This is a genomic window from Bradyrhizobium sp. URHC0002 (genome assembly GCF_054059515.1).
On the sequence record NZ_JBSSCF010000001.1, the window covers coordinates 8,253,535 to 8,268,525 of the forward strand.

17 protein-coding genes and 1 pseudogene are annotated in these 14,991 nt (G+C 59.9%); 4 read left to right on the forward strand and 14 right to left on the reverse strand.

The window, feature by feature from the left end; all coding sequences use genetic code 11:
• The first annotated feature begins 5 nt into the window (after positions 1-5).
• Entirely contained in the window at positions 6-1,205 is a 1,200-nt protein-coding gene (locus ACVWVY_RS39860; RefSeq protein ID WP_456631505.1) for an IS91 family transposase, read from the forward strand.
• A gap of 482 nt (positions 1,206-1,687) precedes the next feature.
• On the opposite strand, the gene ACVWVY_RS39865 is transcribed toward ACVWVY_RS39860, so the two are convergent.
• The 4 genes from ACVWVY_RS39865 to ACVWVY_RS39880 form a co-directional block, all read right to left on the reverse strand.
• Positions 1,688-2,743, reverse strand: a complete 1,056-nt coding sequence (locus ACVWVY_RS39865; RefSeq protein ID WP_456631506.1) for an SAM-dependent methyltransferase — start codon at positions 2,741-2,743, stop codon at positions 1,688-1,690.
• 819 nt (positions 2,744-3,562) lie between these two features.
• A complete protein-coding gene (locus ACVWVY_RS39870) occupies positions 3,563-3,772 on the reverse strand; it encodes a hypothetical protein (RefSeq protein ID WP_456631507.1) in 210 nt (69 codons plus the stop codon).
• Positions 3,769-3,957, reverse strand: coding sequence for a hypothetical protein (locus ACVWVY_RS39875; RefSeq protein WP_456631508.1), 189 nt, complete (start codon positions 3,955-3,957; stop codon positions 3,769-3,771). Before ACVWVY_RS39875 ends, ACVWVY_RS39870 begins: the two co-directional genes overlap by 4 nt.
• Positions 3,958-4,267: 310 nt before the next feature.
• On the reverse strand, positions 4,268-4,402 hold the full coding sequence (locus ACVWVY_RS39880; protein WP_456631509.1) for a hypothetical protein: 135 nt from the start codon (positions 4,400-4,402) through the stop codon (positions 4,268-4,270).
• A 1,047-nt stretch (positions 4,403-5,449) separates the two neighbouring features.
• Between ACVWVY_RS39880 and ACVWVY_RS39885 the strand changes: the two genes are divergently transcribed.
• The 3 genes and pseudogenes from ACVWVY_RS39885 to ACVWVY_RS39895 form a co-directional block, all read left to right on the forward strand.
• The gene (locus ACVWVY_RS39885; RefSeq protein ID WP_456631510.1) at positions 5,450-5,674 is read left to right on the forward strand and encodes a hypothetical protein; all 225 of its coding nucleotides are present in this window, start codon (positions 5,450-5,452) and stop codon (positions 5,672-5,674) included.
• A 16-nt stretch (positions 5,675-5,690) separates the two neighbouring features.
• Complete coding sequence (locus tag ACVWVY_RS39890) at positions 5,691-5,870, forward strand: hypothetical protein (protein ID WP_456631511.1); 180 nt, start codon at positions 5,691-5,693, stop codon at positions 5,868-5,870.
• A 933-nt stretch (positions 5,871-6,803) separates the two neighbouring features.
• Positions 6,804-6,977, forward strand: a pseudogene (locus ACVWVY_RS39895) (transposase); the annotation flags it as partial.
• On the opposite strand, the gene ACVWVY_RS39900 reads toward ACVWVY_RS39895, so the two are convergent.
• The 10 genes from ACVWVY_RS39900 to ACVWVY_RS39945 form a co-directional block, all read right to left on the reverse strand.
• The gene (locus tag ACVWVY_RS39900; RefSeq protein ID WP_456631512.1) at positions 6,892-8,202 is read right to left on the reverse strand and encodes an MFS transporter; all 1,311 of its coding nucleotides are present in this window, start codon (positions 8,200-8,202) and stop codon (positions 6,892-6,894) included. The pseudogene ACVWVY_RS39895 and the gene ACVWVY_RS39900 overlap by 86 nt on opposite strands.
• A gap of 118 nt (positions 8,203-8,320) precedes the next feature.
• Entirely contained in the window at positions 8,321-8,899 is a 579-nt protein-coding gene (locus tag ACVWVY_RS39905) for a hypothetical protein (protein WP_456631513.1), read from the reverse strand.
• Positions 8,896-9,174, reverse strand: coding sequence for an alpha/beta fold hydrolase (locus tag ACVWVY_RS39910; RefSeq protein WP_456631514.1), 279 nt, complete (start codon positions 9,172-9,174; stop codon positions 8,896-8,898). Before ACVWVY_RS39910 ends, ACVWVY_RS39905 begins: the two co-directional genes overlap by 4 nt.
• 131 nt (positions 9,175-9,305) lie before the next feature.
• Positions 9,306-11,060, reverse strand: a complete 1,755-nt coding sequence (locus ACVWVY_RS39915; protein ID WP_456631515.1) for a relaxase/mobilization nuclease domain-containing protein — start codon at positions 11,058-11,060, stop codon at positions 9,306-9,308.
• A gap of 415 nt (positions 11,061-11,475) precedes the next feature.
• Positions 11,476-11,991 (reverse strand): S26 family signal peptidase, encoded by a 516-nt coding sequence (locus tag ACVWVY_RS39920; RefSeq protein ID WP_456631516.1) that lies wholly within the window; start codon positions 11,989-11,991, stop codon positions 11,476-11,478.
• On the reverse strand, positions 11,988-12,452 hold the full coding sequence (locus ACVWVY_RS39925; protein WP_456631517.1) for a DUF2840 domain-containing protein: 465 nt from the start codon (positions 12,450-12,452) through the stop codon (positions 11,988-11,990). The genes ACVWVY_RS39920 and ACVWVY_RS39925 overlap by 4 nt, the downstream gene beginning before the upstream one ends.
• A gap of 514 nt (positions 12,453-12,966) precedes the next feature.
• Positions 12,967-13,848, reverse strand: coding sequence for a replication initiator protein A (locus tag ACVWVY_RS39930; RefSeq protein ID WP_456631518.1), 882 nt, complete (start codon positions 13,846-13,848; stop codon positions 12,967-12,969).
• Between the two features lie 23 nt (positions 13,849-13,871).
• Positions 13,872-14,150, reverse strand: a complete 279-nt coding sequence (locus tag ACVWVY_RS39935) for a helix-turn-helix transcriptional regulator (protein WP_456631519.1) — start codon at positions 14,148-14,150, stop codon at positions 13,872-13,874.
• A gap of 125 nt (positions 14,151-14,275) precedes the next feature.
• Positions 14,276-14,806, reverse strand: a complete 531-nt coding sequence (locus tag ACVWVY_RS39940; protein ID WP_456631520.1) for a DUF2285 domain-containing protein — start codon at positions 14,804-14,806, stop codon at positions 14,276-14,278.
• Positions 14,807-14,855: 49 nt separating this feature from the next.
• Positions 14,856-14,987 (reverse strand): transcriptional regulator domain-containing protein, encoded by a 132-nt coding sequence (locus tag ACVWVY_RS39945; protein WP_456632444.1) that lies wholly within the window; start codon positions 14,985-14,987, stop codon positions 14,856-14,858.
• Positions 14,988-14,991: the final 4 nt, after the last annotated feature.

The window sequence follows — 14,991 nt, forward strand, 5'->3', positions numbered from 1 at the left end:
CGCTTATGTCGCGCCCGGCTTTGGAAGTCGCGGATATCTTCCGCGACCATGGACCGGCATGGCGCAGAGCCAATGCCGGCCATGTCAGCCTCGGTCAGCTCAAGGTGATGTCGGCAATCGAGAACTGCCGCACCGCAGCGCTCGGCGGCCATGTCGCGCGCTGCGAGGACTGCGCCTATACCACGATTGCCTACAACTCCTGCCGCAACCGGCACTGCCCGAAGTGCCAGGGAGCCGCGGCGAAGCAATGGCTCGCTGCGCGCGAGGCCGACCTGTTGCCGGTGCCGTACTATCATTTGGTGTTCACGCTGCCGGCGGCCATCGCCGACATCGCCTACCAGAACAAGGCTGTTGTCTACGACCTGCTGTTCAAGGCTTCGGCCGAGACCCTGACCACGATCGCCGCCGACCCCAAGCACCTCGGCGCTCGGGCCGGCGTGACTTCCGTGCTGCACACCTGGGGCTCGGCCATGACCCATCACCCGCACGTCCACATGATCGTGCCGGGCGGCGGCATCTCGCTCGACGGCAAAAGCTGGATATCTTGCCGACCGGGCTTCTTCCTCCCCGTCCGCGTGCTCTCCCGCCTGTTCCGGCGGCTGTTCCTGGAGAAGCTGATCGTGGCGCACAAAGCCGGCCATCTGAAGTTCTTCGGCAATCATGCCGCTCTCGCCGATGCGCAGGCGTTCGCGGCGTATCTGGCGCCGCTGCGCCGAGCCGAATGGGTGGTCTATGCCAAGCGCCCGTTCGGCGGGCCACAGGCCGTGCTGGCCTATCTGTCGCGCTATACCCACCGCGTGGCAATCTCCAATAGTCGTCTGATCTCGCTCGACGAGCGAGGTGTGACCTTCAAATGGAAGGACTACCGCGCCGAGCAGTGCGAACGGCAGAAGGTCATGACACTCTCCACCGGCGAGTTCATCCGCAGATTCCTGATCCACGTCCTGCCACAAGGCTTCCACCGCATCCGTCACTACGGCCTGTTCGCCAGTGGCACGCGCGCCGACAACATCGCCCGCGCGCGTGAGCTGCTCGCCGTGGCAAAACCTGAAGGCCAGCCCACCGTTGCCGCCGTCGATCCCGGCAAGCCGGCTTGTCCATGCTGCGGCGGTCGCATGATCATCATCGAGGTCTTCGCGCGCGGTGCAACGCCACGGCACCAGCCGACACCTCCACCGATCGTCATCAGGGTCGACACCTCATGACCGCGTCACAATCCCGCAAATCTGCTCGTCCCGTTCGCCGGCTCTCGACCGGCCACGGCAGAGCGCGCTCTGACATCCAGCTGCCGTCTCAAATCGTCCGGGAATTCGCCGCGTTCGACCCGATCCACCGCTCATGCATGAGCCGCTTCACCATCGGCCAGACTGCTGGATCGCCTCGATTCCAATCACACACCTCATCCGCGGCGCTCAAATCCCCATAGCCCACGCCGCACCACCCACATATCCTTTCCCGCGGTTTCCTCCCTTGGAGGTTTGCGGACGCCGGCCCCCGGTGTGCGCCGAGCCACCGTCATGGGGGCCGGCATCCGAAAACCTTCACAACAACGGAAGTCGCGCCTTCACAGCCAATAGAAAGGCCGCTCTTCCAGAGCGGATCGAAGACGAACAGCCCCGAACTTGGGCCAAAGCCGACGTCATTGCCCGCCAGGAGGAACGCAGATACACGCAGAACACCGCGATTATCATGCGGCCGGTATTGATGCGCGGACCTCATGATCAATCTCGGCAGCGCCAGCAACTGCTTCCGATGTGTGAGTTTGGGAGCAAGATGGTGCCTTGGGTTTGGTGGCCAGCACCGTGTTGTACGGGTTGCTAAACACAAACACCTTCGACGTTCGCCAAATGATTCGCTCCAGTTCCACGAATGTGCGCATCTTTAGCCGGTACTTCCACAACAGCATGTGTTGAATGAAGTTCCAGGTTACTCCCCAAGCCAAGAATGGTAGTCGCCGATAGTGGATTGGGCTGAAGCCAAGTCGGCGCATCTTGTAGACGAGAAGATTGGCTCCGACAAAATTGTAGCGCCAATTCTCGAAGAAGGCGGTGACACTCAGGTAATCCTTGGTACGGCGACAATGATCCAGCGACCCCGGCGAATGGATCAGCAACCGTCCTCCCGGTTTGAGCATCCGCCAGCACCTAGCTAGCCACGCGTCCAGGTCTTTGGTGTAGCCAATCGACTCGAGCGCATAGATGGCATCAAAGTGTTCATTCGGGAGATCGAGGCTGTCGAAGTCGATGACGATCACCTGTCCACGCCCGCCAAGTCTCGCAAATTTCCGCCGGCAGATCTCCGCCTGCACAGATGAATTGGTCACGCACACAATTTCGATATTGCTCCGCATAGCGAGGTATTCGGCTGCCGCGCCGGAGCCGCATCCGAGATCCAGGAATCGCATCCCGTCTTTCGGCTTCAAAAGTGCATATTCGGCCTCATAAGGGTGCGAAAATGCAAATCGGGGAAACACACACGTGCTGTAGTTCGATTGCTCGTCGCGATACGTGCCGAACACATCATCATATGTGCGCTTTTCGTCGTCATGTTTGAGAAAGTCGTTCGGCTTTGGCGTCCACTCAATCAGTTGGCGCTGCTCGAATTTATTCAGCTGGTGGCCGATCTTGCTCGCGTCCTTCGGTCGGGTCACCAAAAGAAAAAGTACGTAATGAAACAAGTTGTATGCCGCAAACAACGCAACGATGACGGCCGCTACCAACTGAGATATTAGAACAGTATTCAAGGTTGCTCCTGTGATAGCTGAAAATTCTGCGAACTCGCGTTGCAATTATCAAATCACAGCAGTGCCGCGTCCTGCTAGAGGCTAATTTCCGGGTCGGGTCATTCGCGTCACTTTGACCGTGCGCCGCTCACTTCGGTTTTCCCCAATTAACGGACATTCTCAGGGTCAGCCGGACCGTCATAAAGCCCTCGCGCGGTTCTCCGGCAACTGGTCGAAGCCGATTCGGAGCCAGCCCATTCAATTGCGATCACTCTCCTTGCGAGTTCTGAAGCGATCGACGCACTTCCTGGAACAAAACTGGGTTCGTCACGAGTAGTGGCCGAGGAGACCAAACTTGCCATCACAAACTGCGCATAGCGCGGCTCTGTCAGATCTAAGACTTTCGGAGCAGTAGGGCATGGTAGCCTCCTCTTGGTATCATCCTCGACGTTCGTCGATCATCTTCATGGTAGCTCCTGTTCGTGCTAAAGATGACTACACACCACCCGACGAGAATGACCTTGCAACGCGGGCGAGGGAAATCACCTCTCGCCATAGAGTCGATAGACGATCGTTATTGCCGCCGCGCCGCGTGATGCCGTAGCGAGGAATGCCACCAGCCGCATCTGCAGAGACTTCTAAATCCGCCGCCGCCCTTGGACCAATCGAGGTTGCGCGCCAACGCGCGGCCTTCTTGACCATGTCACTTCCGGACTCATGCACCACAAAACAAGGACTTACTCGATCGCCTGGCCTTGGTGGCGATCGAAGGGACGCAGTCAGTAATCGTAGCCATTGTGATTAAGCGGCTCAAAGCATCCGGAGAAGCCGCTTTCCAGCCTAAGCTCCCCTGCCCTCCTGTTTGCCAATCACGCAGCGCCATGCCGCCAGGCGTTCGGCCGGATGCTGCTTCATCCACTCAGCGAGTTGCGGCGCGCCCACCAGGCAGGACTGCATCGAGACGTCAGCGAAGTCCGAGGTGGTGATGGTCTGCTCGTGGCAATTTGCCGGGGAGGAGAGACTGCAGAGCACGGCGATGATCTTGATCACGACAGGAGAACCCCTTTGCTACGATCGACGTTGGAGACGCTGTCCGTATGACTTACCGACGTCTTTCGTTGCTCGCAGACCGGATCAGCCGGCGGGAAGATGCTGTCATATATCGCACGGGCTTCTCGAATTAGGCGGGCTCGCTCGCGCTCGGACTTTGGGATAAATCGAATAACCTCGCCCATATTCGCTCCAAACCTAACTGGAAGATGAGTCCGTCTTTACATGACGGATATCATGTACATTTACACTTAGGAACTCTGCGCCGACTTTGAAGCCTCGCAGGCGGTAACGAAGGAATAAAAAGCTCGTGACTGGTCCGCGCGCCGGGCGTCCCAACGTCACTAGGCATTTCTTCCGAGAAGCCATGACCTACGAGCGCCGTCGGCGTTCGTGAGGCTGCACGATGCCCAGTCCCCCGAACGCAAGCAGGATCAAGACACAGAACGTTGGCCCCCGGTAACAACAGGATAATTTCCAGCGTCATCGGATCAATCATTCCCACAGTTCATCAGCGGCCGTGATGATCGCCATGCGGATGGCCGCGAAGTAGTCGGCGTTGATTCCCGGTACGCCACTCGCGTTCAGCGCCAGTTGCCGATAGCGTGAATGCTTTGGCCGCATCGGCATGCGAAGCTTGCTCAGCTGACAACTGGTAGTCCCCGGCAAGGGGGCTGAGGCTGGCTCGCGATCGCTGAGTCGGTCATGGTTTTGACGGCGCGGAGCAAAGTCCGTGCTGTCTCTAATATTCCTTCATTGTCAGATCTGGACCGTCATTAAGCCCTCGCGCGGTTCTGTGGCAGCTGGTCGAAGGCGATTTGGAGCCAGCCCACCCAATTGCGGTCAGTTTCCCTGCGAGCTCTGAGGCGATCGACGCACTTCCTGGAACAAAGCGGGGTTCGCCACGAGTAGTGCCGGACGAGACCAAACTTGCCATCACAAACTGCGCATCGCGCGGTTCTGCCAGATCTGAGACTTTCGGACCAGTCGAGCACTGCAGTCGCCTCTCGTTGTTATCGTCGCTGTTCGTCGATCATCCCGTTTTCACCGTCGCACTTCATTGGGCTGTGCGCTTTTTCAACGCATGCAGCCTAGGACGATCGCGATCATCGGATCAATAGAACGTAGGTGATCGTCCGGCATCTGAAGGGAGTACAGAACGAAACGAAGGCTTAGGCGCTCGCCCTTAAGCCGGCGCCGCGGCGCGCTTCGCGCCGTGTTCGCTGCACAACATCATCAAGCCCGAGAAGCCAGCATCGCCAAGACAATGATAGCACGCATCGGATTCCGATCGAACCGTGTGGCTCTGGGCAACTTGTTCCGTACGGAGAAGAGGCTTTGGTGGGCTCTCGAGTGCGCGTGGGAGATCTTCGACATCAGGACCGACGTAATGGTGAGTAGCACGGAGAATTACGGGATTCTTCGAGGCGCGATCGAAGTGCCTCGCATCTCCGATCACGACCGTGGCGGTCCGACCGCGACGCGAGTGTCCCAAAGAAGCCAAGCAGCAATGTTCGAACTACGTCAAAACGCACACATCAAGCAGCGAATGTTCAAGATCTGCTCTTCCCTGGGAAGCCACCGCCATTAAACTTAACCAGCAACCTTAATCAGCGTTTTTTCTTGCGGGGCGCTGTGGCCGCGCTACCGTCGCCTCATCGGTCACGAAGGTGATCTATGAGCGATAAGAAGACAAAGGCCGAGCTGCGTGAGATGCTGGCCGAGGCGGTCCGCAATACGCAACCCCAGCTGGTCGGTAACAGGCAACCCGAGCCTGTCGTCGACCCGCAACCCGAGCGGAAACGCAAACCGCAATCCCGTAACACGCGTCCAGCCTCGCAGCGCACGGCCGAAAATAAAAACGTTCGGGCATCTGCTCGCCGCAAGCAGCGGCGTAGATAATGCAGACGAGGATTCCATGATCGATAAATTGACGAAAGACCGCGCGCAACGACCGGCGGAAACGGCTTTTCTACCCGCACATAAGCGAAGGCCGGTAACTGAATACGAAAAAGCGCGGGAAGCCTTCCAAAAGAACTATGAACGATTGCGGGCTGAGCGATTAGCTAGGGAAGCAGCGAAGGCCAAAGAGAAATAGACCGTCGTTCCGTGGGTTGTTCAGTTATGCGCGAACGGATCAAGGCGAGGTTCTGGTCAACCCAACTGCTCAAGGTTACTACGCACACGCGTCCATGAGTTTACCGTAGGTCTGTGCAGAGTTGTGCCGCGCAAGGGCTGTCTCGTCGATTTTGCGCGGAAAGCTGGACCGGGAGTGAACGGTGGCAGTCCTCAATCTTCATTCGCGGCAACACCATTCCCCTGGCCATGGTTAAAACCCAACAAAAGTGCTTCGTCTTTTGCGTGGCCCAAAATGCCTGTAACGCCGTCTCATGCCTTTCATGAAGCACAAGCCAGGCCTTTCGCTCTACAAGCACGAGCGGTAAACCGATGAGGTTCAGGCAGGCTCCGCCCGCGGTTGCGAGAGGCGCCTTCACGGTATTCGGTAGGACGACCGGAGACGTGTACTTTCAGCACCTCGATAGGTCGCAGACTTCCAATACTCTCAATGATGTTTCTAAAACACAGTTGGAACACTCACTACTGCCAACGCAGTCATCGATCGCCTTGTTGGTTTGATCTGTCACACAGCTTGAGTAATTTTGGCCCTTGCCTTCCCCGAATTTCTGCCGAAACTTAGCGAGGCAGGATTTGCTCGCTCTTCCAGTCTGCGCGATCCACTTGTCACGGTCGATCGGCTCTGCCTAGGAACGTCGACCCAAGCAACATCGCGATGACCAAAGCATATCGCATGTTCATATCTCCGCCGGTGCAATCGGACGATACATGAAGGGCTGGACGGCACTCCATATTGACGCGCCCTAGACTGCTCGGACAGCAGAGCGCCCGTACCCGCGTAGTTTCTCGCGCGGGTGGCCTGAATCCGTTGTCGGTCATTCGCGACCGATCCGACCCCCTGCCATTTGATGTCAGCCTTGACCTGAAAGCGAGCTGATTTTTGCGCGTACGCGAAGTGACCAGGTCCGCTTACCCCTACCGGATCAAGCCGATGCTGCCCAACAGGCCGCATAGAGTTCCTCGGGTGAACGATCGTCCTGTTCTCAATTGCATTTTCCGGGTCCTGCCATCCGGAGCACCATGGCGCGATCTGCCGGATGCGTTCGGTCCCTACATAACTTTTCCGAATTATTGAGCCCATGCTCCTGCCTCCATCGCGGCAAGCGCGCCTGAAGCCAGGGCAAAGCGAACCAGAGCGCTGCAGCGATCTGGAGACCGACATTGAGCGCGAAGGCGGTCTGGTAAGCAACTTCCGGATAGTGCCCATCGATGGGAGCCCAGAGCTGAACCACGACACCGGTCAGATACTGCAGCACAAATGCACCGCCGATGTGGAAGACGTTCAGCGCCGCGTTGACGCGCCCGGCGATCTCTTTCGGAAAGTACTCGGCCAGGATTGCGTAGCCGAGAACAGTGCCAGCGCCGACCGCCGCGACTACAGCCCACGGGATAAACGATGGCAGGGGCAATCGCAGGATTAGCGCCAGTTCCGCCGCGATGAACACTGTGACGACAAGCCCGAGGAGCGCTCGCGGTCCGACACCGCGCCGGCGCAGCCGATCCGCCGTGACGCCCATCAGAAGTGCACCCAAGCTCAATGCGATCGCCATAACGAATAAATGCTGCAGCAGTGCCGCCCGATCGAGGCCCTCGACATCGGTGAGCCATGGTGCCGCCCATAATCCCTGCAGCGCCCAGGCTGTCCCAATGCAAGTCGCCGAAAGCGGCGCCAGACGCCAGAACCGGGGATCGGCATAGATAGTTCTCAAGCCCACCGCGGCTGTCCCGCTACTAACTGGCACCGCCGATTGCTCCGGCACGACCAGGTAGATCATGACCGCGATCCCGGTCGCTGCCGCGGCCAACAGTTCAAACAACCCTCGCCAGCCGACTGAGACGAGCAGCAGCTCGACCGGCAATGTCGCTGTCACAGCACCTAACGCCCCTAGCATGATCATCAAGCCGTTGAGCAACGGGACGCGATCTCCGGGAAACCAGAGCACGAGGGCTTTCAATCCGGCTGTCAGTGCAGCGGCCACGCCCAAACCGATGAACGCTCGGCCGGCAAGGAGCAGTGCATAGTTGTCCGACATGGAAAATATCGCCGCGCCCACGGCCGCGGCCAGCATCACTGTACTCTGGACGACCCGCGGCCCGTATCGATCTAACACGATTCCGATCGGTATCTGGGCGGCTGCAAAGGTCAGGAAGTAGACCGAAGTCAGGAAACCGAGATCGCCAGCGCCGAGGCCGAATTCCGACGCCAGTGAGCCAGCAATGGTCGCATTGATGGTCCGGAACAGAAATGAAATGTAGTAAGCGGCGACAAACGGCAAGAAGACGCGAAGAATCAATTGCCACGTCGGCGTGCGCTCTCGATCCCTACCGCGCGGGGATGCCTGCCGAAACAGTCGAAAACGCTCCGGTACCGCCCTGGCCTTTCCATGTACGATAGCGCCGCTCGCGAAAGGCTCAGTGCAAGGGTCTTCCGGCCTTTCCGGGAAAGTTAAACAGGCTGCCGCCCTCCCGGACGGCAGCGGCGCGTTCTGGTACTTCAACTAAAGCTGACGGCTTGAGCTCTGGTTCGCAAACCGGCGAGTGCGTGCCTGGTATCCTATCCCTCGAACCGTTCGGAGGATCCCGCCTCTGCGCATTGAGCCGGCCCATCGTCTCCTGGATGAGCGGCACCCCCATACTAACGCGCCGGCCGACTTGCGCCGCGAACTCCTCGAAGCGTTCGGCCCCAAGCGCACACGCACCAAGTTGGGCGGCCGCCGGGAGTATCGGTGTAACCGCGAGGTGGAACCGCGCATGAAGCGCGACGGCCTCATTCACAGTTCTGAGATTTCGGTCGAGCTGCTCAAGCTGAGCACTCATCGAAGCTAATCGACGCTCCATCGAGGGAGACTCGTCAACGTCATCTTCAGGACCAAGAAATTGCTCGAGCGCTGCTTCCACCAGCGCCGACTTCGTTGCGCCGGGACGCTTGGACGCAGCCGCCAGCCTTGTGGCCATGCGTTCGGAGAGATAGACGCCGATCCTGGGCTTCATTGCTGAGTCCCACCCATGCGCAAGGGCTCGGCTGTCGCACGTTTTGGACCGGCGGTGAATTCTGCGTTCGGGCACAAAGCTGCGTCTTCGGGGACATCACCGAACGGATAACCGCGGGCGTTCCATGTGATACGGCGGTACGCGCGAAAGGAACAACGAACCTGGTCTTCCCATGCGTGAAGGTCAGATCCAAGCTCATGAACGAAAATGATCGGACAGTCCTGGCCGGTCTCTTCACAACAGAGCTTCACGCCGGCGGCATCGACATACGGCATTGCATTCTTCCTCCATCCCGAACAGACGCGTCGGGACGTAGGAATAGACGATGAAGCCGAGGGGCAATCTCCTCGTCGTTGCGATCGCAGCCTCTCGTATCATGGCGAAGAAATACCGGGACGGCGGCCGATCAAAGCTCCAGCCCTATCTTCCTGCCAAAGGTCCAGCTCACGCGCCCTCTAGGCATTGCGACACCAGAAACCTGCTTTCCGAGTTGCTGGTCCAGTGCCGGACGCCACGGCACGAGCTGGAAACCCAATCCGTCGTCAATCATCGCAAACCGCCCCGACGCGAGCGTCACACGCTGGCGATAGACGCCCGAAATGTGCTCGCCCTCCACCAAAGGGCGGTGGGCGAGTCCGGTCCCGGCAGAGAGGTTTGATATGGCGGTATCCAACTCCCGGCGGCGCAACGTCTCAAGAAGATCGCGCGCGAAGATGACCCGCTGCCCCTGACGTCGGGCAAGGCCCTCCCCGGTGAGATGATCGATCCGACGCTCCATCGCATCACGCACTTCGGCTCCGAAGCCGCCGCCGCTGGCAGCCGGCTCCCGCGCAAGCAATTGTCGATCAATCCACGTCGCGCCTGGTGCAGTGACCTGGGCCTCGATAGTGAAATCAGATCGCGTCGCAAGCGAGAAGCGCCTGCGCCCCCTCGCATCTTCATAAGCGCGCGCCTCGACGACTGCGCCGGGCCTGGCATCGCCGGTCATTTCGAGATCTGAGAACCTGAGATGATGGGTTCGGCCATCGACGCCTTCGACAATGGCGTAAGCGGTGTCCTTCAGCTCGTCATCCAGACCTCGACCCACCAACCGACCGAGCACGGGATCGGCAAGACTTTCCCCGTGCAGGGCGAAGCTGGAGATATCGGGTTCGCGGCCGATGCCGGTCATGGCCCGATGCATGGTCTTGATGATGTCGCCCCGGATCGACAGATCTCGAAGGGTCTGCTCCATACCCGGCTTCAGGGTCCAGCAGGCTGACCCGGTCCGTTCAGCCAGGCCGAAGCGCTCCAACTTCAAAGCTCGCCCGATCATTAACCGGCGCAGTTCCGGATCGTGCTCTTGCCCTCCGGGACGAAGGTCGGCGACCCCGCCCCCCTCGTCCGCGGCATGGCGCAACGCCCGATCGAGACTCGTCCATCGTTCCGCCTCAATCTCCCTCTCCAGGGTGGATCTGATCTCGTGCTCGCTCCGCGGTCCAAGCTCGAGCGCGACACGTTCAGCGGCGCGATTCCGAAAGCCTCGGCTGATGTAGTCACGGCTGATGACGAGGTCCCGGCCGTCGCCGCCCCGGCCGCGGATCAGGACATGGACATGCGGATTGTCGGTGTTCCAGTGATCGACCGCCACCCAATCGAGTTTAGTTCCGAGATCCTGCTCGACGTCGATCATCAGCTCCCGCGTAAAGGTGCGGAGGTCGTCGAGTTCGGCGGCGTCCTCGGGGGAAATGATGAAGCGAAAGTGATGTCGATCGTCCGAGCAACGCTCGGCAAATGCGCGCTCGTCGGCCTGATCGGACCGCGCATCGAACAATTTGGCATCGACCTCATCTCGCGTCACACCTTCACGTTTGAGGTAGTTTACGTGTTTGGCCAAAGGCGGTGCCGACCGGAGTCCTGTGCCCCGATTGCGGACCACGCGCGCATTGATCACTACCCGTCGTGACGGAGAGCGCATCGAAAGCGCCAATGCTGCAGATCGCCCTCGGCCGAAGCGCGAGCCAGAGTTTCGTCCCTGTCGGCCAAAGTCCTTACCTGTGTGTCCCGCCTTCCTGGCCGCGCGCATAACCTGGCCGACGAAACTCTTCGATTTAGTCGCGCCTCGTCCGACGTCGCGAATGCGGCCAGGGCGGATGCGAAGATCGTTGTCGTGTTCACTCATGATGGCTTTACCGTGAGTTCACAAAGACCGGCGTCTCTCGACACGCTGATATCTTTGGGATTTTGGAAGAAGCGCCGGCAGGCAGCTTTGTGCAATGCTGCAGAACCCCTACTCTCGCAGCCACAACCAGCTCGACGGCAGTCGGCGCTTTTATCTTGCCGTCCGTGGCTCGCTTGATCGTGCTGCCTTCTTCTCACAGTCCCATGTACGAAAAATCCCGACAGCGCGCGATTGAATACGACTCCACTAATTTGCTGACGGAAGGCTGTTGGCGACGTGCTCGCGAGGCGGTCAAGTGGTCGACTTTGACGATCACCCGATGCCGCGGCCCTGCGAGCTCTGGCCGGGATGGAGGAATGCGGCTGTATTCGAAGAGTTAGAGGCGCGGCTGTTTGAGAGCATGAGCAACACACGGTTAATTCTCTCCATCCGTCCAGATCGGCAGCGCTCGGGCGATGATTGCAGAGGCCGGGATGGGTCCGAAGTAGCGGCCGTCCAGAGAATCCGACGACTGCCAATTCATGAGGAAGACGTCAACTTGCGCGACGACGCGGCAGCCCTGCCAGATCGGGAGCGGACGGCCACGCCTGTCGCGATCGCGCGCCTCGCCAAGTCCAATTCCATCGACGCTGATGGTGAGGCCATTCCTGCAAACCGTTTGCCCGGGGAGTGCGAGGACGCGCTTCAGCATCGGCACGCCGCGCGGCAGATAGCTGCCCTCAGCAAGGAACGCTGAAAGCGGCTCCGGCGGCAGGACTGCAACCAGTTCGGTGACAAACAGCGTGTCGACGGGTTGGAGGCGATAGAGCCCAAACGGGACACTCTCTGAGGCGTTCCAGACGTACAGGGGAACAGGCTTCACGCAGATCACAGACGTAAGCAAGGCGACCGATCCGAACATTGTCAGGAGCGTCGTTATCTGGTGCTTCATGGCGCGATCTTCCGGCGTTGAAGCCAGATCTGATGCCGCGACCGCGTGTAGGGCCTCGGCGCCTCTCCGACGGACAGGCGGTTGTGTGCGTGATGCCAGTAGTCAGGCGCTGCGTCGGCAGCATTGATGCCGAGCGCCTCCACGGCGTCAATCAACTGCAGCACCCGCTCGACTTTCGGCCAGCCGGAGAGCCGCAGCAAGATGTCGCCGCCGGGACGTATATAGGGCACGGTCGCACAGCGCTGACCTGGCGCAACGGCTCGCAAGATATCGATCTTCGAAACAACGGTTCCGTAGTCGCTGGATGTCCAGCGCACGAAGGCGAAGATGCTCCCCGGTGCAAATGAGACGACACGGCGTCGTCGGTCGAGTATCCGTTCGGCCGCTACCCGGCCGAACCTGATCCAGTTCTCGATCCGCTTCTCAAGCCACAGCAGTTCGACATGTGTGAGGTCGCTCATGCAGCTCCTCCGCGGTGATGGAGGATCTCGATCGTGAACAAGTCGCCATGCCCGACGGCAACGCATATTCCGCGCCCAAAGGATGCGATCTTAGAATGGTCGCGCAGGCCGGACGCAATCGATGACGAATTTGCTCTGCCCAATCGAAACAAGGACAGGGTGCGCCTTGCACCCAGCTCCGCCGACTGCGGCAATCCCTTTGGAGCGCTAAACCACTGTAAAGCACGATCGGCGCCTAACTCAGCAGCGGTCCAATTCTGGAGTCGCGAACCGTCTTTGCCGAAGCGATGGCCGGTTCGCACCCTTTGGTGTGAGTTCACGAACGCCCGCTTATCAACAGCCTGGAAAACGCGCGCTCCCGTTAGAAAGAATCCGAAGGATTCCAGGTTAGTAAAGTTACGGCGGCCGCAACTCGTTGAGAGCCAAGACGTTTCATCCGATTTTGGTCCCCAATAACACGAGGATCGGGTCCCCGTTGGCACGTCAGTTGTAGTCCCCCATAGCACGAACTGATTCACAGGTTTTCCCCCGGGCTAGCATTCAGACCGCGTTTGCGCAGACGCGCCGCAATGGGATCGGCGGCAATCGGCGTAAAGGCCAGACGCTCGTCGCCTCGCAAACCGCGCTCAATGACGAGTTGGTAGCCCGGCAACGTCTGACGGCGGACAATCTCGCGCAGGTCGTAAGCAAAATGTTTGAGCGGCGAGAGGCTGCCGGATTTGGCATGGAGATGAACAAAGTCGAAGCTCCAGCCACCCTTCTGGCTGCCGCCGTGCTTGCGAACAATGCGATAAAGCCAGCGTTCGAGCCCGCCCGTCAGGTCGAAATACGCCCGGTCGATGGTGAGCACGAGCGCGTCATCCAGCACACCGGCATAGAACCAGTCCGGCAGGATCAGCTCCAATCCGCGGGGCCGGCCGTGGGCGTCGGCCGTCTCTTTCCATTCATTGATCCAGGAGAATCGGTGCCGCCGCCGATCGGTCGATTGACGGATCGATGTCATGACAGTGGTCGATTGCAGCCGGTCGAGTGCGGACTTGAGACGGTCGTAGTCCCGAACGCTGGTGCCGCGACCAACGAAGGTCAGAATTTCATACGGCGTCGCCGCCATCAGGCGGGAGGTTTTCAATCCGCCGTCGCGGGCCTCGACAATCTGCGACGCCGCCCAGATCAGGACGTCAGCGTCCCAAATGGTAGCCATGCCATGCTCGGGCACGGCTTCGACGCGAATGGCAATCTTCCCGGCGCGGAAGTCGATAGGAGCGACTCGCCGCGATTTGGCGAGGGAGAAGAACGGATAGGCCATCAAATCCTGCGCATCGCGTGGCGCGAGATCGCCAGACAGCGCCCGGAAGAGACTTAGCTGTTCCCGTTCAGAAATGTGTCTGTGTCGCATCGAGATAAATCCCCTGTCGACCTTCAGCGACGCGGCCGGCCGGCATACGGTATGGGCGCATGCCGCTTTGCCGGCAGCACGGTGCCTGCGCCAGGATCAGTGGTCGAAGTCTTGGCACCGCGATCGGCCCAGGCTTTCAGGTCTTCCAGCGCATAGACGACGCGTCCCCCGAGCTTTCGATAGGCGGGACCCGTGCCGTAGGTTCGGTGCTTTTCCAGGGTCCGCCCGGACAGACTGAGAAATCGAGCAGCTTCTGGCGTCCGCAGATATCGCTGCGGCAAGCCGGCGTTCGGATCGGGCATTTGCGAGGCTCCGTGATCGTTTCGAGAGCGACCGCGTTGGGTCGCGCGTTGACGGTCACGATGGCGGAGTAGAAAGACCTAGGGGGATGCCGAAGATGCGGGGGCGATTTTCGGCACCCCTTGCCCTATTCCTTGCGAGGTGGTGGACGAAGCAAGGCGCGATAGCCGCCACGCATCAAGGCTAAGCCAGCCTGCACCAGGCGGATGGTACGGCTGCGCAATTCGTGGGTCTTCCAGGCGCTTTCCGGGATGCGTTTTCGGCCGAACAGCACCTCGGCGATCACGCGATAGGAGGCGCCATCTATGTGACCATCGAGCGCTCGCAGCGCCAATGCCAACCGTTCGCTCCGCTGTGCCGAAAGCTGATGGAAGGGAGGTCCTGACGGACGACCATTGATGGCGCGCCACAGCCGATGTGAGGCATGCGCGCGGATCTCAAAATCCGCATCGAGCGGCAGTTCGGCTGCATAAGAGACGCCCAGCTGTGGTGCCTCTTTCAGCCAGAGGTGATGTTGCGCTCCCTGAATGCGCAACACGGCGTGCCAGCCGTCCGGTGCCTGTCGAATGCTGCCCGATGCAAGGTCCGCGCGCGGTAGGGTTGCGCCGATGGCTCGCGAGACGGACGCGCTGCGCACGACCCGGACCACCGCGGGCAAGGCCTCGGGCGCCCAGAAGATCGTCTGTTCATAAAAGGACCCCTGCGGGTCATGAGCGAAAGCAGACGCCCCATCTCCTCCGGAATTCGGACGTCACTTGCCCGTCTTTCGATCGAGCGTTCCGGTAAGCCATTCGATAGTTCGTACTCCGCCGGAGTGACTCCCAAGCGAAATCTGCCATCTCC

What these genes read in the sequence shown, in the direction of transcription:
- ACVWVY_RS39925 (WP_456631517.1), bottom strand. Translation starts at nt 12,452, where the DNA reads ATGAGCGACCTCACACATGTCGAACTGCTGTGGCTTGAGAAGCGGATC.
- ACVWVY_RS39945 (WP_456632444.1), bottom strand. Translation starts at nt 14,987, where the DNA reads ATGGCAGATTTCGCTTGGGAGTCACTCCGGCGGAGTACGAACTATCGA.
- ACVWVY_RS39875 (WP_456631508.1), bottom strand. Translation starts at nt 3,957, where the DNA reads ATGGGCGAGGTTATTCGATTTATCCCAAAGTCCGAGCGCGAGCGAGCC.
- ACVWVY_RS39905 (WP_456631513.1), bottom strand. Translation starts at nt 8,899, where the DNA reads ATGAAGCCCAGGATCGGCGTCTATCTCTCCGAACGCATGGCCACAAGG.
- ACVWVY_RS39880 (WP_456631509.1), bottom strand. Translation starts at nt 4,402, where the DNA reads ATGCCGATGCGGCCAAAGCATTCACGCTATCGGCAACTGGCGCTGAAC.
- ACVWVY_RS39935 (WP_456631519.1), bottom strand. Translation starts at nt 14,150, where the DNA reads ATGCCCGATCCGAACGCCGGCTTGCCGCAGCGATATCTGCGGACGCCA.
- ACVWVY_RS39920 (WP_456631516.1), bottom strand. Translation starts at nt 11,991, where the DNA reads ATGAAGCACCAGATAACGACGCTCCTGACAATGTTCGGATCGGTCGCC.
- ACVWVY_RS39860 (WP_456631505.1), top strand. Translation starts at nt 6, where the DNA reads ATGTCGCGCCCGGCTTTGGAAGTCGCGGATATCTTCCGCGACCATGGA.
- ACVWVY_RS39890 (WP_456631511.1), top strand. Translation starts at nt 5,691, where the DNA reads ATGATCGATAAATTGACGAAAGACCGCGCGCAACGACCGGCGGAAACG.
- ACVWVY_RS39910 (WP_456631514.1), bottom strand. Translation starts at nt 9,174, where the DNA reads ATGCCGTATGTCGATGCCGCCGGCGTGAAGCTCTGTTGTGAAGAGACC.
- ACVWVY_RS39930 (WP_456631518.1), bottom strand. Translation starts at nt 13,848, where the DNA reads ATGCGACACAGACACATTTCTGAACGGGAACAGCTAAGTCTCTTCCGG.
- ACVWVY_RS39915 (WP_456631515.1), bottom strand. Translation starts at nt 11,060, where the DNA reads ATGAGTGAACACGACAACGATCTTCGCATCCGCCCTGGCCGCATTCGC.
- ACVWVY_RS39885 (WP_456631510.1), top strand. Translation starts at nt 5,450, where the DNA reads ATGAGCGATAAGAAGACAAAGGCCGAGCTGCGTGAGATGCTGGCCGAG.